This window comes from Stenotrophomonas sp. YAU14A_MKIMI4_1 (assembly GCF_003086855.1).
GTDB lineage: Bacteria > Pseudomonadota > Gammaproteobacteria > Xanthomonadales > Xanthomonadaceae > Stenotrophomonas.
In genome coordinates, this window is record NZ_CP025998.1 from 1,755,662 (window position 1) to 1,780,276 (window position 24,615).

Genomic DNA, 24,615 nt, shown 5'->3' on the forward strand with positions numbered 1-24,615 from the left:
GGGATGTGGATGGTTTCTGCGTAAAGGTGTGGATAACCGCGCGCAGCCCTTGGCAGGCAATGCTGTCAAGACGATTGGCGAAAAATTGGCCACACATTTTTGTAGCGTCGAGCCATGCTCGACGCATCCCCCGTGTCGACCAAGGTCGACATCTACCGGTCACCGGGCCGGGCCATGCCGGGCGGGGCCGATCAGATCGTCAGGTGCAGTTCGCCACCGGTGGTGGTGAACTCGCGGCCGTTGCGTACCAGGTGCCGGCCATCGTCCAGTTCGTAGCGCGGGGTGGCCTCGGACGCATGCCCGCTGCCATCGGCATCGGGCTTGAATTCAATGATGACATGGGTTTCGCCGTGGCTGTCCACGGCGGGAAACTGACGGAACGACATCGCCCAGCTCCTGCATGCAGCCGGTTCGCTGCGATTCCAGCGTGGGCTGCCCCGCGTTAGCGGGGCGTCATCAATCGATGAACTGCAGGCGCGCCAGTTCAGCGTACAGGCCACCTTCGGCCAGCAGCTGCGCATGGGTGCCTTCGGCCACGATGCGGCCGTGGTCCATCACCACGATGCGATCGGCCTTGAGCACGGTGGCCAGGCGATGTGCGATCACCAGCGTGGTCCGCCCGGCCATCAGGCGTTCCAGTGCCTGCTGCACGCCATGTTCGCTCTGCGCATCCAGCGCGCTGGTGGCTTCGTCCAGCAGCAGGATCGGTGCGTCCTTCAACAACGCACGGGCAATGGCTACGCGCTGCTGCTGGCCGCCGGACAGGCGGGCACCGCGCTCGCCCAGTTCGCTGTCGTAACCCTGCGGCAGGGCGCGCAGGAAGGCATCGGCCTCGGCGGCGCGGGCGGCGTCTTCCACCTCGGCATCGCTGGCCTGCAGGCGGCCGTAACGGATGTTGTCGCGCGCGCTGGCGGCGAACAGCGTGGGCTGCTGCGGCACCAGTGCCAACTGCGCGCGCAGCGCGGCCGGGTCGGTCTCACGCACGTCGATGCCGTCCACGCAGACGCGGCCCTGTTCGGGATCGTGGAAGCGCAGCAGCATCGACAGCACCGTACTCTTGCCGGCGCCGGAGGGACCGACCAGGGCCACGGTTTCGCCGGGGCGAACGTGCAGGCTGAAGTGGTCCAAGGCGGCCTGGTCAGGCCGCTGCGGGTAGTGGAACACCACATCGTTGAACTGGATCTCGCCGCGCAGCGGCTGCGGCAGTGCACGCGGCTGCGCGGGCGCACGGATTTCGATGTCTTCCTGCAGCAGCTCGCCAATGCGGCCCATGCCACCGGCGGCGCGCTGCAGTTCATTCCACACTTCGGCCAGTGCGCCCACCGAACCGCCACCGATCAGGGCATACAGCACGAACTGGCCGAGGGTGCCGGCGCTGAGGCGGCCGGCGATGACATCGTGGGCGCCGAGCCACAGCACACCCACGATGGCGCCGAAGATCAGCAGGATGGCGCTGGCGGTGACCAGCGACTGCGCACCGATGCGCCGGCGCGCGGCACCGATGGCATCGGCCAGTGCGTGGTCGAAGCGGCCGCGTTCGTATGGCTCGCGTGCATGCGCCTGCACCGTGCGCACCGCGCCCAGGGTTTCGCTGGCCAGGCTGTTGGCATCGGCAATGCGGTCCTGGCTGTTGCGCGCCACCGTGCGCAGCTTGCGTGCGCCGATGATGATCGGCAGCACCGCCAGCGGAATGCCCAGCAGTGACCATGCGGCCAGCCGTGGGCTGGTGACGAACAGCATGCCCAGGCTGCCGACCACGGTCACGCTGCTGCGCAGGGCGACGGACATGGTGGAGCCGACCACGCTGCGCAGCAGCTCGCTGTCGGCGGTCAGCCGCGAGACCAGTTCGCCGCTGCGGCTGCGGTCGTGGAAACCGGCGCCCAGCTGGATCAGGTGTGCGTACAGCTTGCTGCGCAGGTCGGCCACCACTTTTTCGCCCAGCAGCGATACGAAGTAGAAGCGTGCGGCGGTGGCCAGGGCCATCACCACGGCCACCAGCATCAACAGGGCGAAGGCGCGGTTGATCTGGCCGCCGCTGCTGAAACCATGGTCGATCATCTGCTTGACCGCCGGCGGCAGGCTGAGCGTGGCCGCCGAGGAGATCGCCAGCGCCACCAGCCAGGCACTGAACAGGCCGCGGTGGCGACGCACGAAGGGCCACAGCGTGCGCAGGCTGCCCAGGCGGCGCAGCGGCGGGGTCGAGGCGGTGGCGTCGTCCTTGTCAGTCATGCAGGTCGTCGTTGTAGATGCGGATACGATCACGGGTGGCGTCGCGCAGGCGCGTTTTCAATGCTTCCACCTGCTCTGCGGGCAATTCCACCCGCAGCCGCACACCGTGGCTGTCGAACTGTTCATCGCGTTTTTCGGCCCCGTGCGCGGGCAGGGCAGCGTGCAGGGCGCCCAGATCCTCGAAAGCGGCGGCCAGTTGCAGCCGTGCCAGTTCCACCAGGGGCTGGCGTGGCGCGGTGCGCAGGCATTCTGCGGCAGTACCGCCATAGGCGCGCACCAGGCCGCCGGCGCCCAGTTTGATGCCGCCGTACCAGCGCGTGACCACCACCACCACCCGATCAAAGCCCTGGCCATCAATGGCGGCCAGGATCGGCCGCCCGGCCGTGCCGGCGGGCTCGCCATCATCGCTGGACCGGTAATCCTGGCCGTGCCGGTAGGCCCAGCAGTTGTGGGTGGCGTCGGCCACGGCGACCTGCTGCAGGAACGCCAACGCCGCCGCGGCACCGTCGATGGGCGCGGCATGGGCAGTGAAGCGGCTGTGCTTGATCTCCAGCGTATGGCTGACGGGCTGGGCGAGGGTATCGGGCATTGCACGCATTCTACGGCGTTGCCACCGGCTTGCCTCAGTCGTCCAGCAGCGGGCGCAGATCCTTGGGCAGGCGCGATTCCGGGTATTGCTGCAGGTAGCGCTCCAGGCTGATGCGGGCCAAGTCGCGCTGGCCGGCATCGCGGCGCTCGCGGATCTTCTGCAGCCACTGCCGGCGCGGCAGTTTCGCATCGGCCAGTACTTCGGCGTGTACGTCCTGTGCGCTCAGCCCGGCATCGCTGGAGCGGCGCAGCATCACCCCGGGCGCGCGCGCGGCGGGCGCACTGGCCGGCGCCGGGCTGGCCTTGAAGGCGGCCGGTGCTTCGCGCTGCTGTTGGCGTGCGGCGGCTGCCGGTGCTGCTTCTGCGGCCATGTCGGCGCTGTCGGCTGCGACGGCTTCCGCTGCAGGCGCGGGCGCGGGCGCGGCGTACGCCACGGGCGCGGGCGGTGCGGGAGGTGCCGGTGGCGCAACAACATTCTTGGCGACCGGTGCGGCCGCCGGTTGCGGTTCGGGTGCTGCCGGCGCGGGCCCGCGCGGCGCCATCTGCGGTGCAGGCGCGGCCTGGGCCGGTGGCGGGGGCGGCAGGGTCGCCGGTGCGGCGGCGCGGCCGACCACCGCAGGCTCGGCCGCGGGCGCAGCCGCAGAAGCGTCGGCGGCTGCGTGTTCGGCCTGTGCCGGTGCAGTCGCTTCCATCGGGGGCGGCGCAGGGGGTTCCGGCCGCATCTGCCAGGCGATGCCCACGGCCAGCACGGTCGAGGCGGCAATGCCGAACACCGCCGGCCAGCGCCCGCCCTTGCGCGCACGCCGGGCCCGATCAGCCGGCTGCGGCGTTGCGACGGCACCCTGTGCCGGGGGCGCCGTGTCCTGCACCGCGGCGCGTGCCGCGGCCAGGATGGTCGCATCCAGCGATGCCGGCGGCGCCTGTTCGCTGCGGCGCCCCAGCAGGCCCGCCAGTGCGCGTTCTTCCGGGGTCAGTGGATCGTCTCGGTTCATGCGTTCAGTCCCGCACGCAGCTTGTCCATCGCATAGCGCAGCCGCGATTTCACGGTCTCCCGGCCAACGCCGGTGATCTGGCCGATCTCCTCCAGGCTCAGTTCCTGTTCCAGCCGCAGTTGCAGCACTTCGCGCTGTTCGGGCGGCAGGTCTTCCATCGCGCGCTGGATACGCCGGCGCTGCTCGAATTCAGACAGTTCAGCTTCCGGCGTGTGCCCGTCTTCCAGTGCTGCCAGGCGCAGGTCGGCATCGGCCGGTGCGGCGGGCCGGTGGCGCGCCGCGCGCCAGTGATCGTTCAGCCGGTTGTGGGCGATGCGGAACAGCCACGTGCTGAATGCGGCATCAGGCTGCCAGCCGGCGCGCGCGCTGATCACGCGCTGCCAGACGTCCTGGAAGATCTCCTCGGCCAGCGCGTTGTCGCGCAGTTGCCGCAGCAGGAAACCGAACAGGCGCTTGCGATGCCGCGCATACAGGCTTTCGAACGCATGCAGGTCGCCACCGGCCCAGGCCAGCATCAAGGCTTCGTCGGTTGGCAGGGCGGCGGCGTCCACGCTGCACAGAGTAAGCGCTGCGGGCGGTGGCGCATAGCCGGTGGCAGGCAGGGGCAGGGCAGCGTTCAAAGGGCGCGTTGCGTTCGAAGGTGCACGCAATAACGGCCCGCCATGCGAATCGGGGTTGTTGGGCTTCCATTGCCCCCCCGGTGGCGCGCTATGCTCGCTGACTCAGGGGAGGCGCTGCGTTGCAGTGCCAAGAGAACGTGATTTTGTCCATGCAAGCCGAACGCGTGCAGCCGCAATCACCACACGAGGCCGTGCTGAGCACGGCGCTGGTGCGCGCGCTGCATGCGCTGCTGCCCGCGGAAGCCAGCGTGCGCGTGGGCTGGGACGACCCGCAGCTGGGCCGCGGCCAGGACGCTTGGCCGGCTGTTGGCGGGGCAGGGGCGGTGCTGTGGTCTTCGCCCTGCGCGGTCGATGCAGGCTGCCAGCAGTGGGACCACGACGGCGCGCAGTTGCGGTTGCAGGTGCAGGGCGCCGATCCCGCACCGGCATGGTGGGACATGGCGCGGCAGTCGATGGAACTGGCCCTGCAGCGCGGCCGCCAGGCCGGGCAGATCCGCGCGCTGGAACAGGCCGAGCGCCTGCAGCAGGCGCTGTTCCAGATTGCCGACCTGGCCGGTGCCGATCTGGAAATGGGCGAGATGCTGCGCCACGTGCACGGCGTGCTGGGATCGCTGATGTATGCCGAGAACTGCTACATCGTCGAGTACGACGATGTGCGCCGGCAGATCCGCTTCCTGTACTTCGCCGACCAGCTGGACGATTTCGTTGCCGATCCGGCGCGTGCCTACGCCGCCGATGACATGCCGCACAGCCTGACCGTGGCGCTGTTGCAGCATGGGCGGCCGCTCAGTGGCCCCTCGCGCGCCCTGTTGGCGCAGGTGGGCGGGCTGGAGCACGACCCGCAGCGCGGCCCGGAAAGCGAGGACTGGCTGGGCGTGCCGATGCTGCGCGACGGCCGGGTCTGCGGTGCCATCGTGGTGCAGAGCTATGAAGCCGGCGCGCGCTATGGCGAGGCCGAGCGCGCGCTGCTGGGTTTCGTGGCCCAGCACGTGCAGACGGCCATGGACCGGCGCCAGGCGCAGGTGCGGCTGGAGCAGCAGGTGGAGCGCCGCACCCTGGAACTGCAGCGGGCCAACCGCAGCCTGCAGGATGAAGTGTCCGAGCGCCGCCGCGCCGAGCAGCTGCAGACCGCGCTGTACAACATTGCCGAACTGGCCATGTCCGCCGAAAGCCTGGCGCAGTTCTACGGCCAGGTGCACGGGGTGGTCGGGCGCCTGCTGGATGCGCGCAATTTCTACATCGCGTTGGTCAACGCCCGCGGCAATGGACTGGATTTCGTCTATTCGGTGGACGAGCACAACGCCAGCCGGGCACCGCGCGCCTTCAGCCACGGCCTGACCGAGTACGTGGTGCGCCACCGCTGCCCGCTGCTGGCCTCGCGCGCGCAGATCGATGCGCTGCTGGACGCCGGCGAGGTGCGCGAGCATGGCGCGCGCTCGCAGTGCTGGCTGGGCGTGCCGCTGCTGCGCGATGACGAAGTGGTGGGCGCCATCGTGGTGCAGAGCTACAGCGCGCAGATCTCCTTCAGCGTGCACGACCAGCGCCTGCTGACCTTCGTGGCGCAGAACATTGGCACCGGGCTGGCCCGCCAGCGCGACCAGCAGAACCTGCGGCTGGCCCACGCCGAGCTGGAAAAACGCGTGGAAGAGCGCACCCGCGAACTGGCCGAGGTGAACGACAAACTGCTGGGCCAGATTGCCGAGCGCCTGCGCGCCGAGCAGCGGCTGACCCACCAGGCCATGCACGATGCGCTGACCGGCCTGCCCAACCGCCTGCACCTGCTGGACCGCCTGCAGGACGCGCTGGCGCGTGCGCGGCGCGAGGGTGGCCCGGTGTTCGCGGTGCTGTTCCTGGACCTGGACCGCTTCAAGCTGGTCAACGACAGCATCGGCCACGCCGCCGGCGACCGCATGCTGGTGGAAGTGGCCAAGCGCATCGTTTCCATGGCCGGTGACAACGACGTGGTGGCGCGGCTGGGTGGCGACGAATTCGCCGTGCTGCTGGAATGCCCGAGCGGCCTGTCGCAAGCCCTGGAATTCGGCCAGCGGCTGCTGCTGGCGCTGCAGGAATCGGTCTGGATTGCCGGGCGCGAGCTGTTCCCGTCCGGCAGCCTGGGCATTGCGCTGTGGAACAGCCACTACCGCACTGGCGAGGAGCTGCTGCGCGATGCCGATGCGGCCATGTACCGCGCCAAGGCGCAGGGCCACGACCGCTGCGCAATCTTCGACGAGGACATGCGCGAGCAGGCCATGCGCAGCCTGGACCTGGAAGCGGACCTGCGGCGGGCGATCAACAACCGCGATTTCGTGCCGTTCTACCAGCCCATCGTGCGCCTGACCGACGGCGAAGTGGTCGGCCACGAAGCGCTGCTGCGCTGGCAGCACGAGCGCCGTGGCCTGCTGCTGCCCGGCGCGTTCCTGGAGCTGGGCGAAGAAAGTGGCCTGATCGAGCAGGTCGACTGGCTGATCTACGAACAGGTGATCGCCGGCCTGGCCGATGGCGGCCGCGGCTATGTGTCGGTGAACGTGTCACCGCGGCATTTCCGCTCGGCCGATTTCAGTGCGCGCCTGTTCGGCCTGCTGGAAGCCTGCGATGCCGATCCGCGGCGCCTGCGCCTGGAGATCACCGAAGTGGCGCTGCTGGACGACGGCCCGCATACGCTGCGCACGCTGAAGGGCCTGCGCGAGCGCGGCATCCAGGTACAGCTGGACGATTTCGGTACCGGCTTCTCGGCGCTGTCCTACCTGCACCGGTTCCCGATCAGCACGTTGAAGATCGACCAGAGCTTCATTGCCGGCCTGCACGGGCCGGAAGCGCAGAGCACGCGCGCGCTGGTGGAAGGCGTGCTGTCGCTGGCGCGCACGCTGGGGATTGAAACCATCGGCGAAGGCATTGAGACCGAGCCGCAGCGGCAGAGCCTGCTGGAGCTGGGCTGCGACTACGGCCAGGGCTACCTGCTGGGGCGCCCGGCGCCGTGGACGCGCGCGGTGGCCTGAGCCGCCGCGCGCGGGTGCATCAACGCAGCGCAGCGCGGCGCTTTTCGTCGATCCACTTCGAGGCCTGGGCCGGCTGGTAGTTCTTCATCCAGACCAGCATTTCCTCGATGTCCGAGCCGTACCACAGGTCCTGGCGCTGTTCCGGGTGCAGGAAGCGCTCTTCGACCATGCGATCGATCATGCCGATCAGCGGCGCGTAGAAGCCGTCCACGTCCAGGAAGGCGCAGGGCTTGTTGCCGATGCCCAGCTGGCGCCAGGTCAGCATTTCGAAGATTTCTTCCATGGTGCCGAAGCCGCCGGGCAGGGCGACAAAGCCGTCGGACAGATCGAACATGCGCGACTTGCGCTCGTGCATGGAACCGACGATTTCCAGTTCGGTCAGGCCACGGTGGGCCACTTCCCAGTCGGCCAGCTGGCGCGGAATCACGCCGGTCACTTCGCCGCCGGCGGCCAGCACCGCATTGGCCACGGTGCCCATCAGGCCGACGTTGCCGCCGCCATACACCAGGCGCATGCCGTCACGGGCGATGCGGTCGCCCAGCGCGATGGCGCGTTCGGTATAGGCCGGCTTGCTGCCGGCGTTGGAGCCACAGTAGACGCAGATCGACTTCATGGTGTGCCTGTCTCTTGATGCGGAAACGAAAACGCCCCGCCGGCAACCGGTTCAGCGGTTGCGGGCGGGGTGTGTGGTGATTATGAGGCCTTGGGCGGGGTTGTGCCCGACTGCGCGCTGTCCACCCTGCTTTGTAGAGTCGAGCTTGCTCGACTGAGGTTCGTCCGGATATCGGCAAAAACCAGTCGAGCAAGCTCGACTCTACCAAGGCGGGCGGCAACGGCGCAGTCGAGCAAGCTCGACTCTACCAAGGCGGGGCGTTGCCTTACGCGGCGGCGGCCTGCTGGCGGCGCGGGCCTTCACGCAGGGCGCGGCCGACCATGCCCACCAGCAGGTCCAGCTCGTCGCTGTCCATGCCGAAGTGCGGGGTGAAGCGCAGCGAGTTCTCGCCTCCGTGGATCACGTTGATGCCGTGCTGGCGCAGCCATTCCTCGGTGGAGTGGGCGCCATAGCACTTGAACTGCGGTGCCAGTTCGCACGAGAACAGCAGGCCGGTGCCCTGCACCTTGGTGATCAGTCCGCCCAGCTCGTTCTTCAGCTGCTCCAGCTTGCGCACCGCTTCGGCGCCGCGTTCGGCGATGTTGGCGCGTACCTGCGGGGTCAGCTGGGCCAGGGTGGCGCAGGCCACGTCCAGCGCCCGCGGGTTGCTGGTCATGGTGTTGCCGTAGATGCCCTTGCGGTACAGCTGGGCGGCATGTTCGGTCACTGCAAGCACCGACAGCGGATACTGGGCCGCGTTCAACGCCTTGGAATAGGTTTCCATGTCCGGCGGGTCCAGGCCTTCGAAGCCGGGGTAGTCGACCACCGACAGCACGCCATGGGCGCGCAGGCCGGCCTGGATCGAATCGAGCAGCAGCAGGCTGCCGTGGGCACGGGTCAGTTCGCGGGCCAGGGCATAGAAGGCCGGCGGCACCGAGCGGCCCGGGTCGCCTTCACCCATCACCGGCTCCAGGAACACCGCCTCGATGAACCACTGGTTGCGCGCGGCATCGTCGAAGACCTGGCGCAGGGCGGCCTCGTCATAGGGCGCTACGGTGATCACCGAATCCTCGCCACGGTAGCTGGCCAGGTGCTGCAGGTAGGTCTTGCGGCTGGAATCGGAATACAGCGCCGGGCGGTCGGTGCGCCCGTGGAAGCTGCCCTTGACGACCACCCGCTTGATCGCGGCGCCGGCGTGGCGCGCACCCGGGTCGGTCTGCAGCTTGGCGTTCACATCAGCGATGCGCGCGGCCAGGCCGACCGCTTCCGAGCCGGAATTCAGGCACATGAAACGGGCATAGGGGCAGCCGCCGCGGCGGTGGCCGACTTCGGCGCGCAGGGCGGTAATGAAGCGCTGCTGCGACAGGCTGGGGGTCATGATGTTGGCCATCACCTGCGGCCGCGCCATCGCTTCCAGCACGGCATCGGGGGTGTGGCCGAAGCCGAGCATGCCGTAGCCGCCAGCGTCGTACAGCACCGCGCCCTTCAGGGTGACCACCCACGGGCCGCGTGCAGCCAGTGCCACGTACGGGGTCACCGCATCGTCTGCATAGAAGTTCACGAAGCCGTCCTGCATGGCCTCGATCTGGGCCTGCTCGTCCTGTGCCAGCAGCGGCCCCAGTTCGCCCTGCACGCGCGCGAATTCCGCTGCGGCGGCGTCCACCGCGGCAACCAGCTGCGGGTGGCGGTCGGCCAGGGCGGTCAGGGTGGCATCGTCCAGGCCGGTGGTCAGGCGGGTGCCGGGCTGGGTGCGCAGGGGGGCAAGACGTTCGATGAAGCTCATTGCAGATCTCCTGAAACGATGGTTCACACGGGCCTGAAAATGCAGAACGCGCGTCATCACGCGCGCTTTGGGGCTGGCTCGTGCAGCGGACTTCCTTCCCGATGCTAGCACTTGTTTTTTTGCGCGATAACCCCGCAGAAACCTGCTGCATAGCAGCATAATGCCCGACGTTCGCCACGATGCGCGCTGCCTGGCCGATGCTGGACGTACAATGCGCGCCATTGTCGACCTGATGCCGCCACCGCCTTGAAGAAGTCCGATTTCCATTACGACCTGCCGGCCGAACTGATTGCCCAGGCGCCGTTGGCCGAGCGTTCGGCCAGCCGCCTGATGGTGGTGCCGCCGGCGCCCGCCGCCTTCACCGATGTGCAGGTGCGCGACCTGCCGTCGCTGCTGCAGCCGGGCGATCTGCTGGTGTTCAACGATACCCGGGTGATTCCGGCGCGCCTGTTCGGGCAGAAGGCCAGCGGCGGGCGGGTGGAGATCCTGATCGAGCGCCTGCTGGGCGGCCAGCAGGTGCGGGCCCAGGTGGGCGCCAGCAAGTCGCCCAAGGCCGGCAGCCGCATTGCCCTGGACGCCGGCGGCGAGGCCGAAGTGCTGGGCCGCGACGGCGAGTTCTACCTGCTGCAGTTCCATGTGCCCGAATCGCTGGAGCAGTGGCTGCTGCACGCCGGCCGGCTGCCGCTGCCGCCGTACATCCAGCGCGAGCCGGGGCAGGATGACCGCGAGCGCTACCAGACCGTGTTCGCCCGCGAAGTGGGCGCCGTGGCCGCACCGACCGCCGGACTGCATTTCGATGAAGCCCTGCTGGCGGCACTGAAGGACAAGGGCGTGGCATTCGGCCACGTGACCCTGCACGTGGGCGCCGGCACCTTCCAGCCGGTGCGGGTGGATGACCTGAAGGACCACGTGATGCACCGCGAGTGGCTGAACGTGGGCGCCGAACTGGTGCAGCAGGTGCGGCGCACGCGCGAGGCCGGTGGCCGGGTGATCGGCGTGGGCACCACCGTGGTGCGCGCGCTGGAAAGCGCGATGCGTGACGGCGAACTGCTGCCGTTCGCCGGCGAGACCCAGATCTTCATCACCCCGGGTTACCGCATCCGCAGCGTCGATGCGATGGTGACCAACTTCCACCTGCCCGAAAGCACGCTGCTGATGATGATTTCGGCCTTCGCCGGCCGCGAGCGGGTATTCGAGGCCTACCAGCACGCGATCGAGCAGCGTTACCGCTTCTTCAGCTACGGCGACGCGATGCTGCTGTTCCCGCAGGCGGGCTGACGCCTGGTGGGTGCGCACCGTTGGTGCGCACGCCCCGAACCACCCGCGGTAGGTGCGCACCTTGGTGCGCACGCCCTGATGGGAGACAATAGGCAACTATTTGCCTGAATGACCGCTCCATGTCCCGACTGCAGTTCCAGCTCCAGACCCGTGACGGCCGTGCCCGCCGCGGCCGCCTGACCTTCCCGCGTGGCACGGTGGAAACGCCGGCCTTCATGCCGGTGGGTACCTATGGCTCGGTCAAGGGCATCCTGCCGGACCAGGTGCGCGCGCTGGGCGCGGAAATCATCCTGGGCAACACCTTCCACCTGTACCTGCGCCCGGGCCTGGACATCATTGCCGACCACGGCGGCCTGCACGGCTTCTGCCGCTGGGACGGCCCGATCCTGACCGATTCGGGTGGCTTCCAGGTGTTCTCGCTGGCCCACCGCCGCAAGATCACCGAGCAGGGCGTGACCTTCGCCTCGCCCACCGACGGTGCCCGCGTGTTCCTGGGCCCGGAAGAGAGCATGAAGATCCAGAAGGTGCTCGATTCGGACGTGGTGATGATCTTCGACGAGTGCACCCCGTACCCGGCCACCGAAGAGGTGGCGCGCCGTTCGATGGAACTGAGCCTGCGCTGGGCCCAGCGCAGCCGCAACGCCCATGACGAGCTGGGCAACGACGCGGCGCTGTTCGGCATCGTGCAGGGTGGGGTGCATACCGACCTGCGCAGCCGCTCGGCCGACGCCCTGCAGGCCATCGGCTTCGACGGCTACGCCATTGGCGGCCTGGCCGTGGGCGAGCCGGAACACGAGCGCAACGCCATGCTGGACCACCTGGACCCGGAGCTGCCCAGCGACCGCCCGCGCTACCTGATGGGCGTGGGCCGGCCGGAAGACCTGGTGGAAGGCGTGGCGCGCGGCGTGGACATGTTCGACTGCGTGATGCCGACCCGCAACGCCCGCAACGGCCACTATTTCACCTCGTTCGGCACCGTACGCATCCGCAATTCGCAGTACGCCCGCGACATGGACCCGATCGAGCCGGGCTGCGGCTGCGTGGCCTGCACCGGCGGCTACACCCGCTCGTACCTGCGCCACCTGGACCGCTGCAACGAGATGCTGGCGCCCATGCTGGGCACCCTGCACAACCTGTTCTATTACGAAAAACTGATGGCCGACATCCGCGCGGCCATCGAGGCGGGAACCTTCCAGGCCTTCCGCGAGTCCTTCTATGCGGCCCGTGGGGCGGTTGCGCCCCCGCTGTAACCCCGTGGTACCCCTGCCGAACGGCCCAAGGACGAACGTCCGGGGCCGTGGCATACTTCAAGGCTGACCCAGATCCGCGGTCGACACCCCCGCCCGTGAACGGACGGGAGCGCCGCCCAACCAAAGGACCAACGATGAACCTGCTTGCCTTCCTGATTCCCGCCGCCCACGCCCAGGCCGCCGGCGGCCAACCGCAGGGCATGGGCCTGACCACGCTGCTGTTCCCGATCATCCTGATCGCCATCATGTACTTCCTGATGATCCGCCCGCAGATGAAGCGGCAGAAGGAGCACAAGGCCATGCTGGAAAAGATCAAGCGTGGCGACGAAGTGCTGACCAACGGCGGCATCGCCGGCGTGGTCACCGACATCGGCGACAACTTCATCACCATCGAAGTGGCTGACAACGTGCGCATCCGCGTGCAGAAGGGCGCTGTCGGCAACGTGCTGCCGGCCGGTACCCTGAACTCGGCCAAGTAAGCCACTCCCTTTCCGATGCACAACCGCGGCGCCGGGGATGGCGCCGCGCGGGACCCAAGCAATGCTCGAATTTCCACGCTGGAAGTACGTCGTCATCCTGATCGTACTGGCGCTCAGCACCCTGTACGCGCTGCCCAACATCTACCAGAAGGACCCGGCCATCCAGATCACCGCCAACCGTGGCGGGCAGATCGACGATGTGCTGCGCGACCGTGTGCTGGCCGACCTGAAGAAGGCCGGCATCAACACGATCGGCGCGGAGAAGGAAGGGGAAAGCCTGATCGTCCGCCTGCCGGACCTGAAGACGCAGTCGGCCGCCAGCGATGCGCTGCGCGACAGCGTGGGCGAGAACTACACCGTGGCCCTGAACCTGGCCTCCACCGTGCCGGACTGGCTGGCCAGCCTGGGCGGTCGCCCGATGGTGCTGGGCCTGGACCTGCAGGGCGGCGTGCACTTCGTGCTGCAGGTCGACCAGAAGGCTGCGCTGGAAAAGCGCCTGGATGCCTATACCGAAGACGTGCGCAGCACCCTGCGTGATGCGCGCATCGCCTACCAGTCGGTGGAACGCCGCGCTGACAACACCATCGTGGCCAACCTGAGTCCGTCGGCTGGCGCCGATGCGGCCAGCCGTGCCCGCGTGGCGCTGGGCACCGCGCAGCCGACCCTGGGCTATGACGTTTCTGGCAACCGCATCACCGTGACCGTGCCGGACGCGGAGATCGCGCAGATCGCCAACGGCGCGATCGAGCAGAACATCAACACCCTGCGCAACCGCGTGAACCAGCTGGGCGTGGCCGAGCCGATCATCCAGCGCCAGGGTGCCGACCGCGTGGTCGTGCAGCTGCCCGGCGTGCAGGACACCGCCGAAGCCAAGCGCATGATCGGTGCCACCGCCACCCTGGAATACCGTGCGGTGGTGGAAGGCAATGCGCAGGACGCCATCGCTTCGGGCCGCATTCCGCCGGAAGCCAAGGTCTACCAGCAGCGTGATGGCCGCGGCCCGATCCTGCTGAACAAGCGCGTGATCGTGACCGGCGACCAGATGGTGGCCGCGCAGGCGGTGACCGATTCGACCAGCGGTTCGCCGGCGGTCAGCGTGACGCTGAACAATGTCGGCGGCCAGCGCATGTTCGACTTCACCAGCGCCAACGTGAACAAGCCGATGGCCGTGGTCTACACCGAGCGCGTGCCGACGGTGACCGTGGTCGATGGCCAGGAAGTGCGTGGCTTCAAGGTCAACGAGGAAGTGATCTCGGTGGCCAACATCAACGGCGTGTTCGGCAAGAACTTCCAGACCACCGGTCTGCAGAAGAAGGAAGCCGAAGACCTGGCCAAGCTGCTGAAGTCGGGCTCGCTGGCTGCGCCGATGGACTTCGTGGAAGAGCGCGTGGTCGGCCCCAGCCTGGGCGCCGAGAACGTGAAGAACGGCATCACCGCGGTGGTCTACGCCTTCCTGTTCACCCTGGTGTTCTTCAGCATCTACTACCGCGTGTTCGGTCTGATCACCTCCATCGCGATGCTGTTCAACCTGCTGATCGTGGTGGCGGTGATGTCGCTGTTCGGTGCCACCATGACCCTGCCGGGCTTCGCCGGTCTGGCGCTGTCGGTGGGCCTGTCGGTGGACGCCAACGTGCTGATCAACGAGCGTATCCGCGAGGAACTGCGTGCCGGCGTGCCGGGCAAGACCGCCATCGTGACCGGTTACGACCGCGCCTCGGGCACCATCCTGGACGCCAACCTGACCGGCCTGATCGTGGGCGTGGCCCTGTTCGCCTTCGGCACCGGCCCGCTGAAGGGCTTCGCGCTGACCATGATCATCGGTATTTTCGCCTCCATGTTCACCGCGATCACCGTGTCGCGCGCGCTGGCGACGCTGATCTACGGCGGTCGCAAGAAGCTCCAGAACGTGGCCATCTGACGGGACGACACGCACAATGAAACTGTTTCCGCTGCACATCCTCCCGAACGACACCAAGATCGACTTCATGCGGTGGCGCCATGTCGCCATGGTGGTCACGATCGCCGTGTTCATTGCCTCGATCGCCATCATCGGCGTGAAGGGCTTCAACTATGCGCTGGACTTCACTGGCGGCACCCTGATCGAAGCCCGCTTCGACAAAGCGGTGGACGTCGAGGACGTCCGTACCAAGCTGGAGCAGAACGGCTTCGACGGCGCGCAGGTGCAGAGCGTGGGTGGCAACACCGACCTTCTGATCCGCCTGGCCCCGCACGGCGAGCACGCCCCGGGCACCGGTGGCGCGTCGGCTGAAGACAAGGCCACCGCGGCCGCCGTGGTCAAGGCGGTCTCTTCGGCCGACAACCAGGCCACCGTGCTGCGCAATGAGTTTGTCGGTCCGCAGATCGGCAAGGACCTGGCGATGAATGGCCTGTACGCCACCATCTTCATGCTGGCCGGCTTCCTGATCTACATCGCCGTGCGCTTCGAGTGGAAGTTCGCCGTGACCGCCAGCATCGTGGCGCTGTTCGACCTGCTGGTCACCGTGGCCTATGTGTCGCTGCTGGGTCGTGAATTCGACCTGACGGTGCTGGCCGGCCTGCTGTCGGTGATGGGTTTTGCGATCAACGACATCATCGTGGTCTTCGACCGCGTGCGAGAGAACTTCCGCAGCCTGCGCGTGGAGCCGATGGAAGTGCTGAACCGTTCGATCAACCAGACGCTGTCGCGTACGGTGATCACCGCGGTGATGTTCTTCCTGTCGGCGCTTGCCCTGTACCTGTACGGCGGCAGCTCGATGGAAGGCCTGGCCGAGACGCACATGATCGGTGCGGTGATCGTGGTGCTGTCCTCGATCCTGGTGGCCGTGCCGATGCTGACGATCGGTTTCCTGCGCGTAAGCAAGCAGGACCTGCTGCCCAAGGCCAAGGACATCGAAGCCCTGGAGCGTCGCCCGTAATCCTTACGGCACGCAGCACACAGAGGACCCCGCGCAAGCGGGGTTTTTTGTGGGCAGGGCTTGCAGCCCTGGTACGCGTCATCGCATGCGCGCTGTCGCTCCCACGCTTCGCTGCGCGAACCGTGGGCCCCACTTACCAGCTCCCAGACCCCCGCCGCTTCGCGGCCGCCCCCTGACTCAGGGGGCTCTGCCCCAGACCGTTTCCTGCGGCTGTTGGTAGGTGTCGACCTTGGTCGACACATCGTTCAGATATCGAATGAATGATCCACGCATGGCGTGGCTCTACTGTGTCGACCAAGGTCGACACCTACCAGAGCAGAGCGCTGCTCCGACAGGTTGTTGGTGGGTGTCGACCTTGGTCGACACATCTGTCGGACATCGAAATCCACCTGGGGTCAGAGCCCGTTGCGGAGCAACGGGATCTGACCCCAGAACGCCGTTCCGACAGGTCGCGGCCAACTGTCGAAGGCGGGGTGGGTCCGGTTGCGGGGGTGTCCGCGGCATGGATGCCGCGGCCAAGCCTACACGGACGTACTTGCGGCGTCCCCCGCAACCGGACCCGCCCCGCCATCCCTCAGCACACCCGCTTTTGACGTTGACGTTGATCCACGGCAGGTGCAGGGCTGCAAGCCCTGCAAAAGAGAAACCCCACCCTACGCCTGCGTCGGTTGTGCAATCGTCCCCCGCGCACTACGATCCTGCGGTTCGCGTGCGCCCGCGTGCGCCGCATCTGCCAACCCGAGGTATCCATGGTCATCAAACCGCGCGTCCGCGGCTTCATCTGCGTCACCACCCATCCGACCGGCTGCGAGGCCGCGGTCAAGCAGCAGATCGACTACATCCGCGCCCGCCCGCCCATCCAGAACGGCCCCAAGCGCGTGCTGGTCATCGGTGCGTCGACCGGCTACGGCCTGGCGGCACGCATCACCGCCGCCTTCGGCAGCGGCGCGGCCACCCTGGGTATCTTCTTCGAACGCCCGGGCAGCGAAACCAAGCCGGGCACCGCCGGCTGGTACAACTCGGCCGCCTTCCACAAGTACGCCGACGAAGCCGGCCTGTACGCCAAGAGCATCAATGGCGATGCCTTCTCCGATGAAGTGAAGGCCAAGACCATCGAGATGATCAAGGCCGACCTGGGCCAGGTCGACCAGGTGGTCTACAGCCTGGCCGCGCCGCGCCGCAAGCACCCCAAGACCGGTGAGATCATCAGCTCCACGCTGAAGCCGATCGGCGAACAGATCACCCTGCGTGGCCTGGACACCGACAAGGAAGTGATCACCGAAACCACCCTGCAGCCGGCCACCCCGGAAGAGATTGCCGGCACCGTGGCGGTGATGGGCGGCGAAGACTGGCAGATGTGGATCGACGCGCTGGCCGACGCCGGTGTGCTGGCCGACGGCTGCACCACCACCGCCTTCACCTATGTGGGCGAGGAGATCACCCAGGCCATCTACTGGAACGGCTCGATTGGTGCCGCCAAGAAGGATCTGGACAACAAGGTGCTGGGCCTGCGCGAATCGCTGGCAAAAATTGGTGGCGACGCGCGCGTGTCGGTGCTGAAGGCGGTGGTCACCCAGGCCAGCTCGGCCATTCCGACCATGCCGCTGTACCTGTCGCTGCTGTTCAAGGTGATGAAGGCGCAGGGCACGCACGAAGGCTGCATCGAGCAGCTCGATGTGCTGTACGACATCCTGTACGGCGGCAAGGCTGACGGCGCCGCCGTCGACCGCCTGCGCCACGATCTGGTCGATGGCCAGGGTCGCAAGGTTGCGCTGGTGGACGAGGAAGGCCGCCTGCGTGCCGACTACAAGGAAATGGCGCCGGAAGTGCAGGGCAAGGTGCTGGAACTGTGGCCGCAGGTGACCAACGAGAACCTGTACGAGATCAGTGATCTGGCCGGCTACAAGGCCGATTTCCTGCGCCTGTTCGGGTTTGGCGTGGAAGGCGTGGACTACGAGGCTAACGTCAATCCGGACGTGAAGATCGCCAACCTGGTCGATCTGACCTGAGATCGAAGGTAACGCCGGGCATGGCCCGGCGGATGCCTTGAATGCCGCTGCGCTCGCCGGGCATGGCCCGGCGCTACCGGTGCAGATCTGCGGCCCGGCGCATGCCGCTCAACCGAACTCGAAGTTCATCACCGGCAGGGCAGGGCCGACGAAATCACCCTGCACGTAATCCACCCCGGCACTGAACAGCAGGGTCATGGAATTGGCGTCGCTGACGAACTCGGCGACGGTGCGGATGCCGGCTTCCTGCGCACGCGCGGTGATCTGGCTGATCAGGTCGATGTTCTCGCGGGTCGACACCAGGTCGCTGGTGAAGCTGCGGTCCAGCTTCAGCACCTGCGGCTGGAAGTGCGCCAGCAGCTGGAACGAATCCAGCCCCGAACCGAACTGCTCCAGGCCGATGCGGCAGCCCAGCGGGGCAACTTCGGCCAGGAACTGCTGTGCGGCGCGCAGATGGGTGAACACCTTGGCCTCGGGCGCGTGCAGCCACAGCCGCTCGCCTGGCACGCCGTGGGCCTGCAGTTCGCGGCGCAGGGTGGCGATCATCTTCGGGTCATCGAAGGATTCGGGCGTCACCTTCACCAGCATCTGCGTGGCATGGCCCTCGCGCGCGCGCGCGCCGAGCACGCTGATCGCGCGCGACACCACCCAGCGGTTGATGTCGGCCAGCAGGCCATGTTCCTCGGCAATGCCGAGGAAGGCGGTGGGGCTGAGCAGCTCGCCGTTGTGTTCCAGGCGCAGGTAGGCCTCGTACAGTTCCAGCGATTCCCCCTGCAGGTTCAGCACCGGCTGGTAGTGCAGCTGGAAGCCTTCACCGGCCAGCGCTTCGCGGATGCGCGTCACCCAGCGCTGCACGCGCTCTTCCTCGACGCGGTCGGCAGCGGCCGGATCGAAGATGCGGCAGGTATTGCCCAGCGCGGCGGCGGCCTGGGTGCATTCGCTGGCGCGGGCCAGCACCTGGCCGATGCTGGCGATCTTTTCGCCCACCTGCACGCCGCCCACGCTGACCGTGACCGTGGCCGAGCGCGCACCAATGCTGAACACATGCGCGGCATAGGCGGCGCGGATGCGTTCGGCCAGCGCTTCGGTCTGCGCATACGGGCCCGACTGCAGCACCGCAAAGCTGTGTTCGCCGAAGCGCGCCAGCTGCGCCTGGTCACCCACCACCTCGGCCAGCAGCCCGGCCAGGGCGCCGATCAGGGTGTCGGCCGAGTCCAGGCCGATATCCGGGATCAGGCGGGCGTAGTGGTCCGGCTCGACCAGCAGCAGGCCGAACTGGCCTTCGCTGCGGCCGGCCTGGGCCACCGCATCTTCCACCTGCAGCATGAAGGTGGGGCGGTTGAGCAGGCCGGTGACCTGGTCGCGCTGGCGCAGGTCTTCCACTTCGCGCGCCAGTTCGGTGTCCAGTTCCAGGCGGCGGCGGAACACCACCTGCAGGCAGGCCTCGCCTTCATAGGTGGCGGCGGTGAATTCCATGGTGGCCGGGAATGCGCTGCCGTCCTGGTGGCGGGCATCCAGCTGGTACTGCGGCGGCGGCGCTTCGCCGCGGCTGAGTGACTTCAGCAGCTGCTTGAAGCCATCCACGTGCTGTGCGGCCACCATGTCCAGCAGCGAGATGCCTTCGATATCGTCGAATTCCTCGTAGCCGAACATGCCCAGGTAGGCGTCGTTGGCGCGGATGTGCATGCCTTCATGCACGTAGGCGATGGGGTCGCGGGACGAGGCAATGAGCGCGTCGCAGCGGCGTTCGGTCTCGCGCATCTGTGCTTCGATGCGGCGCAGGCCGCGCCGTGCCTGCAGATCCACCCACTGGTCACGCACCACGGCCAGCAGGTGCTCGTTGCGCTGGCGCAGGGCCAGGGCGCGCACGCCGTTGCTGCTGGCCTGCACCAGTTCGTCTTCGTCGATGCGGTCGGCCAGCAGCACCAGCGGAATGTCCTTGCCGCTGGCGGCAATGTGCTGGGCCACCAGCGGCAGGGGGATGCCCTGCGACGGCGAGGCCAGCACCAGGTCGATGGCCTGGCTGGCCAGCACCTGTGACAGTTCGGCCGAATCCTGTGGGCGCCACGGGCGAACGGCAATGCCGCTGTTGCGCAGGGTGCTGACGATGGCTTCTGCGTTTTCGCCGCTGTCGTCCACGATCAGCAGGCGGATGGTGATGTCGTTCGCGTTCTGCATGCACTGCTCCCCAATCTGCGAACCTAGATACACGATGCGCGGCGGCACGTCCATGCGCTGGCCCCGGGCGAGCACCGAACGGCGATGCGGTTCACACCACGCTGCCGGCGGCGTGACCGCTGGCCCACGCCCACTGGAAGTTGTAACCGCCCAGCCAGCCGGTCACATCCAACACCTCGCCGACGAAATGCAGGCCGGGCACGCGCTTGGATTCGAACGTGGAAGACGACACTTCGGCCGTATCCACCCCGCCCAGGGTGACTTCGGCGGTGCGGTAGCCTTCGGTGCCGCTGGCCACCAGCGGGAATGCGCCCAGCACCTGCGCGGCCTGGCGCAGCACCGGTTCGTCGAGCTGGCGCACCGGCCGGTCCGGCAGCCAGTGCTCGCACAGGCGCTGGGCCAGCCGCTTGGGCAGCACCTCGCCCAGCACCGTGCGCAGTTCGGCCGCAGGGCGCTCGCGCTTCATCTGCCGCAGCCACTCGCCGGCGTCCTGGCCGGGCAGCAGGTCGATTTCCAGGGTGTCGCCGGGCTGCCAGAACGAGGAGATCTGCAGGATGGCCGGCCCGCTGACACCGCGATGGGTGAGCAGCATGAAGTTCTGGAAGCTCTTGCCATTGCAGCGCGCCTGCACCGGCAGGGCCACCCCGCTCAGCTCGGCCAGGCGTTCCTGGTGCTTGCCGCTGAGGGTGAGCGGCACCAGACCGGCGCGGGTGGGCAGCACGTTGTGGCCGAACTGGCGGGCCAGCTCGTAGCCGAAGCCGGTGGCGCCCAGGCTGGGAATGGACAGGCCGCCGGTGGCCACCACCAGCGATGCGCAATGGAACAGCCCCTGCGTGGTGTGCACGCGGAAGCCATCGCTGCCGTGTTCGATGCGCTCGATGCTGCACTGGGTGCGGATCTGCGCGCCGGCGGCCTGGCATTCCTCCACCAGCATCTTCACGATCAGCTTCGATGAGACATCGCAGAACAGCTGGCCCAGCTCTTTTTCGTGATAGGCGATGCCGTGCTTCTCCACCATGTCGATGAAGTGCCACGGCGAATAGCGGGCCAGCGCTGATTTGCAGAAATGCGGGTTGGCCGACAGGAAGTTGGCCGGGGTGGTGCCGGTATTGGTGAAGTTGCAGCGCCCGCCGCCGGACATCAGGATCTTCTTGCCGACCTTGTTGGCGTGGTCCAGCACCTGCACCTGGCGCCCGCGGCGGCCGGCGGTGAGCGCGGTCATCAGCCCGGCGGCACCGGCGCCGATGACCACCACGTCGCAGCGGGTAATGCTCATGCCTTGGCGCGCTTGCGCCAGCTGGGAATCACGTCCAGCTGGATCTGGTCGTTGAGGATCTGCACTTCGCCATCCTGGATGAGCACGCTGAAACGCATGGCGCGCTGGATCTGCTGGCCCCACTGTTCAACGAAGGCGCCGTCCAGGTCGACCACCGACAGGTTGTCGAAACGGGCCAGGCCCTTGCCCTGCTTGTTCCACCAGATATCGGACGCGTTGCCGCCGTAGTTCACCACCTGCACCGAACGGCTGCGGTTGCTGGCCTTGCGGATGCGCGATTCGTCCGGGTGGCCCAGGTCGATCCACTGCAGGATGTCGCCGGTGTAGTCGTGCTGCCACAGGTCCGGCTCGTCGTCGGTGCTCAGGCCGCGGCCGAACTCCAGGCGGTCATCGGCGTTCAGGGCGAAGGCCAGCAGGCGCACCATCAGGCGCTCGTCGGTTTCGGACGGGTGCTGGGCCAGGGTCAGGTTGTGGGTCGCGTAGTAGCCGCGATCCATGTCGCTGATCTGCAGTTCGGCCTTGCGGATGGTGGCGGTGAGGGCCATGGGCGTTCCGGGGGCAAAGACCGCCCATGATAGAGGTTTGCCGGCGGGGTGTCCGTTGCAGGGGTGTCTGCGCGGTGTCAACGGTGGCACTCTGGCCGCGTCTTCCCTGTGTGTGTGATGAATGAGCCTGCCCAGCCGCCTGCAGCTGCCCCCCGGTGACTGGCCGACCCTGCTGGACGGTCTGTGCGTGCGCTTTCCGCGCATTGACCGTGGCCAGTGGCTGGACCGTTTCGCGCGTGGGCGGGTGCAGGATGCGCAGGGCAGGGCGCTTGCGGCCGACCAGCCGTGGCAGGTCGGGCTGGAGATCCTCTACTTCCGCGAAGTCAGCGCGGAGCCGGTCATTCCGTTCAGCGAGACGGTGCTGTACCAGGACGCGCATCTGCTGGTGGCCGACAAGCCGCACTATCTGCCGGTCACCCCGGCCGGAGGCTATGTGCGCGAGACCCTGTTGGCGCGCCTGGTGGCACGCACCGGCAATCCCGACCTGGTGCCCCTGCATCGGCTGGATCGGCTGACCGCCGGGCTGGTGCTGTTCTCGCAGCGGCCCGATTCGCGCGACGCCTACCAGCGCCTGTTCCGTGAACGGCGCATCGAAAAGATCTACGAGGCACTGGCGCCGGCCCTGCCAGGGCTGCCGTTCCCGCAGCAGCGGTTGAGCCGGATCGTGCCGGGTGAGCCCTTCTTCCGCATGGCCGAAATGGCGGGCGAGCCGAATGCGCGCACCCGCATCGAGGTGATTGCCGAGCACGGCGCGGCCTGGCACTACCGGCTGTGGCCGGAAACCGGGCGCAAGCACCAGCTGCGCGTGCACATGGCGGCGCTGGGGGCGCCGATCCTGGGCGATGACCTGTATCCACGGCTGCAGCCGTCGGCCGATCCGCTGCAGGCGCCGCCGCTGCAACTGCTGGCGCGGGCCCTGGCCTTCCAGGATCCGCTCAGCGGGGAGCCGCGTGTGTTCCGCAGCGAGCGCTCGCTGCACTGGCCGGCCGGTCCGGTGCCGGGCGCCTGATCAGCGCGGCCGGGTCACCGCGGCCTGGTCGCCGTGGCTTGGTCACCGTGGCTTGACCCGGGCCAGCCAGCGGTCCAGTTCGGCCGCGAACAGCTGGCGGTCGCGCGCGCCCAGCGGCGGTGGGCCACCGGTCTGCACGCCCGCACCGCGCAGTTCCTCCATGAAATTGCGCATGGACAGGCGCTCGGCCATGTTGTTGGCGGTGTACAGCTGGCCGCGCGGGTTCAGCGCCACGGCCTTCTTTTCCAGTACCAGCGCCGCCAGCGGGATGTCCTGGGTGACCACCAGGTCACCGGCGGCCACCCGTTCGACGATGGCGCTGTCGGCCACGTCCAGGCCCTGCGGCACTTGCAGCGAGCGGATCCAGCGTGAGGGTGGGGTGCGCAGCCACTGGTTGGCGACCAGGGTCAGCTCCAGGCCGACCCGTTCGGCGGCCCGGAAAAGGATGTCGCGAATGACCGTCGGGCAGGCGTCGGCATCGACCCAGATGCGTGGACGGGCGTGTTCAGCGGGGGTTTCAGCTTCAGTCATCAGCCCAGTGTAGGGTAGGAAAAACCTGAATAGGGACTCGGGTTTAGGCCCGATCTGGGTCCAGCCCTTGTCACGCCTAGCGGGCGGGGCCCTGCCGCTGAATGCCGGGGCTATCGCTTTTTGCTGAAAACACGCGTATCGTTCGATCCACTGTGTTTGCTAGGGTCACCGTGAATCGTGGCCTGGTGCAGTTGATCTCACGATCCGCTCATCGATCCGCTTTACCAACGCCTGCAACTCAGTCTCGGCCCCGATTCCCGGTGGCTGCGATTTTTTCAACATGTGTTTCAGGAGTTAGTCAAATGTCTGATCGTCAGACCGGCACCGTCAAGTGGTTCAACGACGCCAAGGGCTTCGGCTTCATCACCCCGGAAAGCGGCCCGGACCTGTTCGTGCACTTCCGTGCCATCCAGGGCACCGGCTTCAAGACCCTGCAGGAAGGCCAGAAGGTTACCTTCATCGCCGTCCAGGGCCAGAAGGGTATGCAGGCTGACCAGGTGCAGGCGGTCTAATCCGTCTGCTACCGTTTGGTAGCCAGAACGCCGGAAGCGAAAGCTTCCGGCGTTTTTTTTTGCGGGGTGCATGCATCGCGCGCGGTACGATGCGGGCTTCCCTCAGGAGTTTCGGCATGCGCATCGTCCACCACCTGGAAAACTCGCGTTCACTGCGCGTGCTGTGGATGCTGGAAGAACTGGGGCTGGACTACGAACTGCGGCGCTACCCGCGCGATCCGAAGACGCTGCTGGCGCCGCCGGAGCTTCGGCAGATCCATCCGCTGGGCAAGGCGCCGGTGCTGCAGGACGGTGACCAGGTGCTGGCCGAATCCGGCGCGATCCTAGACTACCTGGTCGACCGCTACGACACCCAGCGCGTGCTGTCGCCGTCGCCGGTGCCGGCCGACAGTGCCGAGCGCATTGCCTATCGCTACTGGCTGCATTACGCCGAAGGGTCGGCCATGCCGCCGCTGCTGCTGACCCTGGTGGTCGGGCGCATCCGCAGTGCGCCGATGCCGTTCTTTGCCCGGCCGATTGCACGCAGCATCGCCGACAAGGCCGAGCGCAGCTTCATCGGCCCGCAGCGCCGCCTGCATCTGGACTGGATGGAGCGGCGCCTGGCCGAAAGCCCGTGGTTCGCCGGTGAACGGTTCAGTGCGGCCGACATCCAGATGAGTTTCCCGATCCAGGCCGCGGCCGCCCTTGGCGGCGGGCTGGACGACAAGCCGGCGTTGCGGGGCTTCCTGGAACGCATCGGCCAGCGCCCGGCCTACCAGCGCGCCGAGGCCCACGGCGGCGCACTGCAGGCCCTGCGCGGCGATTGAGGCCGGGGCCGACCGCCCCCATCCTGC

At 67.7% G+C, this 24,615-nt stretch carries 21 protein-coding genes; 10 read left to right on the forward strand and 11 right to left on the reverse strand.

The genetic code is table 11. From position 1 onward, the window contains the following. Positions 1–191 precede the first annotated feature (191 nt). From C1931_RS08150 to C1931_RS08170, 5 genes are all read right to left on the reverse strand, one after another. The gene (locus tag C1931_RS08150) at positions 192–386 is read right to left on the reverse strand and encodes a hypothetical protein (RefSeq protein WP_108755956.1); all 195 of its coding nucleotides are present in this window, start codon (positions 384–386) and stop codon (positions 192–194) included. Positions 387–456: 70 nt separating this feature from the next. Next, the gene (locus tag C1931_RS08155; RefSeq protein ID WP_108755957.1) at positions 457–2,229 is read right to left on the reverse strand and encodes an ABC transporter transmembrane domain-containing protein; all 1,773 of its coding nucleotides are present in this window, start codon (positions 2,227–2,229) and stop codon (positions 457–459) included. Beyond that, positions 2,222–2,818, reverse strand: coding sequence for a YigZ family protein (locus C1931_RS08160; RefSeq protein WP_108752829.1), 597 nt, complete (start codon positions 2,816–2,818; stop codon positions 2,222–2,224). The genes C1931_RS08155 and C1931_RS08160 overlap by 8 nt, the downstream gene beginning before the upstream one ends. A gap of 34 nt (positions 2,819–2,852) precedes the next feature. Then, complete coding sequence (locus C1931_RS08165) at positions 2,853–3,809, reverse strand: hypothetical protein (protein ID WP_108755958.1); 957 nt, start codon at positions 3,807–3,809, stop codon at positions 2,853–2,855. Further along, positions 3,806–4,324, reverse strand: coding sequence for an RNA polymerase sigma factor (locus C1931_RS08170; RefSeq protein WP_234412775.1), 519 nt, complete (start codon positions 4,322–4,324; stop codon positions 3,806–3,808). The genes C1931_RS08165 and C1931_RS08170 overlap by 4 nt, the downstream gene beginning before the upstream one ends. Positions 4,325–4,578: 254 nt before the next feature. Here C1931_RS08170 and C1931_RS08175 point away from each other — a divergent pair, with 254 nt between their 5' ends. Continuing rightward, positions 4,579–7,425 (forward strand): EAL domain-containing protein, encoded by a 2,847-nt coding sequence (locus C1931_RS08175; protein WP_108755959.1) that lies wholly within the window; start codon positions 4,579–4,581, stop codon positions 7,423–7,425. A 19-nt stretch (positions 7,426–7,444) separates the two neighbouring features. Here C1931_RS08175 and C1931_RS08180 read toward each other — a convergent pair whose 3' ends face one another. Together C1931_RS08180 and C1931_RS08185 are read right to left on the reverse strand one after the other, a co-directional pair. Beyond that, entirely contained in the window at positions 7,445–8,038 is a 594-nt protein-coding gene (locus tag C1931_RS08180) for a TIGR00730 family Rossman fold protein (protein WP_108749348.1), read from the reverse strand. A gap of 265 nt (positions 8,039–8,303) precedes the next feature. Then, entirely contained in the window at positions 8,304–9,800 is a 1,497-nt protein-coding gene (locus tag C1931_RS08185; RefSeq protein WP_108755960.1) for an aminotransferase class III-fold pyridoxal phosphate-dependent enzyme, read from the reverse strand. A gap of 246 nt (positions 9,801–10,046) precedes the next feature. Between C1931_RS08185 and queA the strand changes: the two genes are divergently transcribed. From queA to fabV, 6 genes are all read left to right on the forward strand, one after another. Continuing rightward, positions 10,047–11,078: a tRNA preQ1(34) S-adenosylmethionine ribosyltransferase-isomerase QueA gene (gene queA, locus C1931_RS08190; RefSeq protein WP_108755961.1), complete on the forward strand. Its 1,032-nt coding sequence runs from the start codon at positions 10,047–10,049 to the stop codon at positions 11,076–11,078. Between the two features lie 119 nt (positions 11,079–11,197). Further along, positions 11,198–12,328: a tRNA guanosine(34) transglycosylase Tgt gene (tgt, locus tag C1931_RS08195; protein ID WP_108755962.1), complete on the forward strand. Its 1,131-nt coding sequence runs from the start codon at positions 11,198–11,200 to the stop codon at positions 12,326–12,328. Positions 12,329–12,462: 134 nt separating this feature from the next. Next, on the forward strand, positions 12,463–12,807 hold the full coding sequence (gene yajC, locus C1931_RS08200) for a preprotein translocase subunit YajC (protein WP_108749352.1): 345 nt from the start codon (positions 12,463–12,465) through the stop codon (positions 12,805–12,807). A gap of 61 nt (positions 12,808–12,868) precedes the next feature. Continuing rightward, a complete protein-coding gene (gene secD / locus C1931_RS08205) occupies positions 12,869–14,725 on the forward strand; it encodes a protein translocase subunit SecD (RefSeq protein WP_108755963.1) in 1,857 nt (618 codons plus the stop codon). Between the two features lie 16 nt (positions 14,726–14,741). Continuing rightward, positions 14,742–15,722, forward strand: a complete 981-nt coding sequence (secF, locus tag C1931_RS08210) for a protein translocase subunit SecF (RefSeq protein ID WP_108749354.1) — start codon at positions 14,742–14,744, stop codon at positions 15,720–15,722. A gap of 749 nt (positions 15,723–16,471) precedes the next feature. Continuing rightward, the gene (gene fabV, locus C1931_RS08215; RefSeq protein ID WP_108755964.1) at positions 16,472–17,731 is read left to right on the forward strand and encodes an enoyl-ACP reductase FabV; all 1,260 of its coding nucleotides are present in this window, start codon (positions 16,472–16,474) and stop codon (positions 17,729–17,731) included. Positions 17,732–17,839: 108 nt separating this feature from the next. Here fabV and C1931_RS08220 read toward each other — a convergent pair whose 3' ends face one another. The 3 genes from C1931_RS08220 to C1931_RS08230 form a co-directional block, all read right to left on the reverse strand. After that, complete coding sequence (locus C1931_RS08220) at positions 17,840–19,909, reverse strand: EAL domain-containing protein (protein ID WP_108757696.1); 2,070 nt, start codon at positions 19,907–19,909, stop codon at positions 17,840–17,842. 91 nt (positions 19,910–20,000) lie between these two features. Continuing rightward, positions 20,001–21,185, reverse strand: a complete 1,185-nt coding sequence (locus C1931_RS08225) for an NAD(P)/FAD-dependent oxidoreductase (protein WP_108749357.1) — start codon at positions 21,183–21,185, stop codon at positions 20,001–20,003. Beyond that, positions 21,182–21,730 carry a YaeQ family protein gene (locus C1931_RS08230; RefSeq protein ID WP_108755965.1) on the reverse strand — a complete coding sequence of 183 codons (549 nt, stop codon included), beginning with the start codon at positions 21,728–21,730 and terminating at the stop codon, positions 21,182–21,184. The genes C1931_RS08225 and C1931_RS08230 overlap by 4 nt, the downstream gene beginning before the upstream one ends. A gap of 121 nt (positions 21,731–21,851) precedes the next feature. Between C1931_RS08230 and C1931_RS08235 the strand changes: the two genes are divergently transcribed. After that, positions 21,852–22,739: a pseudouridine synthase gene (locus C1931_RS08235; RefSeq protein WP_108755966.1), complete on the forward strand. Its 888-nt coding sequence runs from the start codon at positions 21,852–21,854 to the stop codon at positions 22,737–22,739. 42 nt (positions 22,740–22,781) lie between these two features. Here C1931_RS08235 and C1931_RS08240 read toward each other — a convergent pair whose 3' ends face one another. Beyond that, positions 22,782–23,270: a YaiI/YqxD family protein gene (locus tag C1931_RS08240; RefSeq protein WP_108755967.1), complete on the reverse strand. Its 489-nt coding sequence runs from the start codon at positions 23,268–23,270 to the stop codon at positions 22,782–22,784. Between the two features lie 302 nt (positions 23,271–23,572). Here C1931_RS08240 and C1931_RS08245 point away from each other — a divergent pair, with 302 nt between their 5' ends. Next, entirely contained in the window at positions 23,573–23,782 is a 210-nt protein-coding gene (locus tag C1931_RS08245) for a cold-shock protein (protein WP_004153307.1), read from the forward strand. Positions 23,783–23,898: 116 nt separating this feature from the next. Continuing rightward, positions 23,899–24,588 (forward strand): glutathione S-transferase, encoded by a 690-nt coding sequence (locus C1931_RS08250; protein WP_108755968.1) that lies wholly within the window; start codon positions 23,899–23,901, stop codon positions 24,586–24,588. The last annotated feature ends 27 nt before the right edge of the window (positions 24,589–24,615 follow it).

What these genes read in the sequence shown, in the direction of transcription:
- C1931_RS08150 (WP_108755956.1), bottom strand. Translation starts at nt 386, where the DNA reads ATGTCGTTCCGTCAGTTTCCCGCCGTGGACAGCCACGGCGAAACCCAT.
- C1931_RS08155 (WP_108755957.1), bottom strand. Translation starts at nt 2,229, where the DNA reads ATGACTGACAAGGACGACGCCACCGCCTCGACCCCGCCGCTGCGCCGC.
- C1931_RS08160 (WP_108752829.1), bottom strand. Translation starts at nt 2,818, where the DNA reads ATGCCCGATACCCTCGCCCAGCCCGTCAGCCATACGCTGGAGATCAAG.
- C1931_RS08165 (WP_108755958.1), bottom strand. Translation starts at nt 3,809, where the DNA reads ATGAACCGAGACGATCCACTGACCCCGGAAGAACGCGCACTGGCGGGC.
- C1931_RS08170 (WP_234412775.1), bottom strand. Translation starts at nt 4,324, where the DNA reads ATGCTGGCCTGGGCCGGTGGCGACCTGCATGCGTTCGAAAGCCTGTAT.
- C1931_RS08175 (WP_108755959.1), top strand. Translation starts at nt 4,579, where the DNA reads ATGCAAGCCGAACGCGTGCAGCCGCAATCACCACACGAGGCCGTGCTG.
- C1931_RS08180 (WP_108749348.1), bottom strand. Translation starts at nt 8,038, where the DNA reads ATGAAGTCGATCTGCGTCTACTGTGGCTCCAACGCCGGCAGCAAGCCG.
- C1931_RS08185 (WP_108755960.1), bottom strand. Translation starts at nt 9,800, where the DNA reads ATGAGCTTCATCGAACGTCTTGCCCCCCTGCGCACCCAGCCCGGCACC.
- tgt (WP_108755962.1), top strand. Translation starts at nt 11,198, where the DNA reads ATGTCCCGACTGCAGTTCCAGCTCCAGACCCGTGACGGCCGTGCCCGC.
- yajC (WP_108749352.1), top strand. Translation starts at nt 12,463, where the DNA reads ATGAACCTGCTTGCCTTCCTGATTCCCGCCGCCCACGCCCAGGCCGCC.
- secD (WP_108755963.1), top strand. Translation starts at nt 12,869, where the DNA reads ATGCTCGAATTTCCACGCTGGAAGTACGTCGTCATCCTGATCGTACTG.
- secF (WP_108749354.1), top strand. Translation starts at nt 14,742, where the DNA reads ATGAAACTGTTTCCGCTGCACATCCTCCCGAACGACACCAAGATCGAC.
- fabV (WP_108755964.1), top strand. Translation starts at nt 16,472, where the DNA reads ATGGTCATCAAACCGCGCGTCCGCGGCTTCATCTGCGTCACCACCCAT.
- C1931_RS08220 (WP_108757696.1), bottom strand. Translation starts at nt 19,909, where the DNA reads ATGCAGAACGCGAACGACATCACCATCCGCCTGCTGATCGTGGACGAC.
- C1931_RS08225 (WP_108749357.1), bottom strand. Translation starts at nt 21,185, where the DNA reads ATGAGCATTACCCGCTGCGACGTGGTGGTCATCGGCGCCGGTGCCGCC.
- C1931_RS08230 (WP_108755965.1), bottom strand. Translation starts at nt 21,730, where the DNA reads ATGGCCCTCACCGCCACCATCCGCAAGGCCGAACTGCAGATCAGCGAC.
- C1931_RS08235 (WP_108755966.1), top strand. Translation starts at nt 21,852, where the DNA reads ATGAGCCTGCCCAGCCGCCTGCAGCTGCCCCCCGGTGACTGGCCGACC.
- C1931_RS08240 (WP_108755967.1), bottom strand. Translation starts at nt 23,270, where the DNA reads ATGACTGAAGCTGAAACCCCCGCTGAACACGCCCGTCCACGCATCTGG.
- C1931_RS08245 (WP_004153307.1), top strand. Translation starts at nt 23,573, where the DNA reads ATGTCTGATCGTCAGACCGGCACCGTCAAGTGGTTCAACGACGCCAAG.
- C1931_RS08250 (WP_108755968.1), top strand. Translation starts at nt 23,899, where the DNA reads ATGCGCATCGTCCACCACCTGGAAAACTCGCGTTCACTGCGCGTGCTG.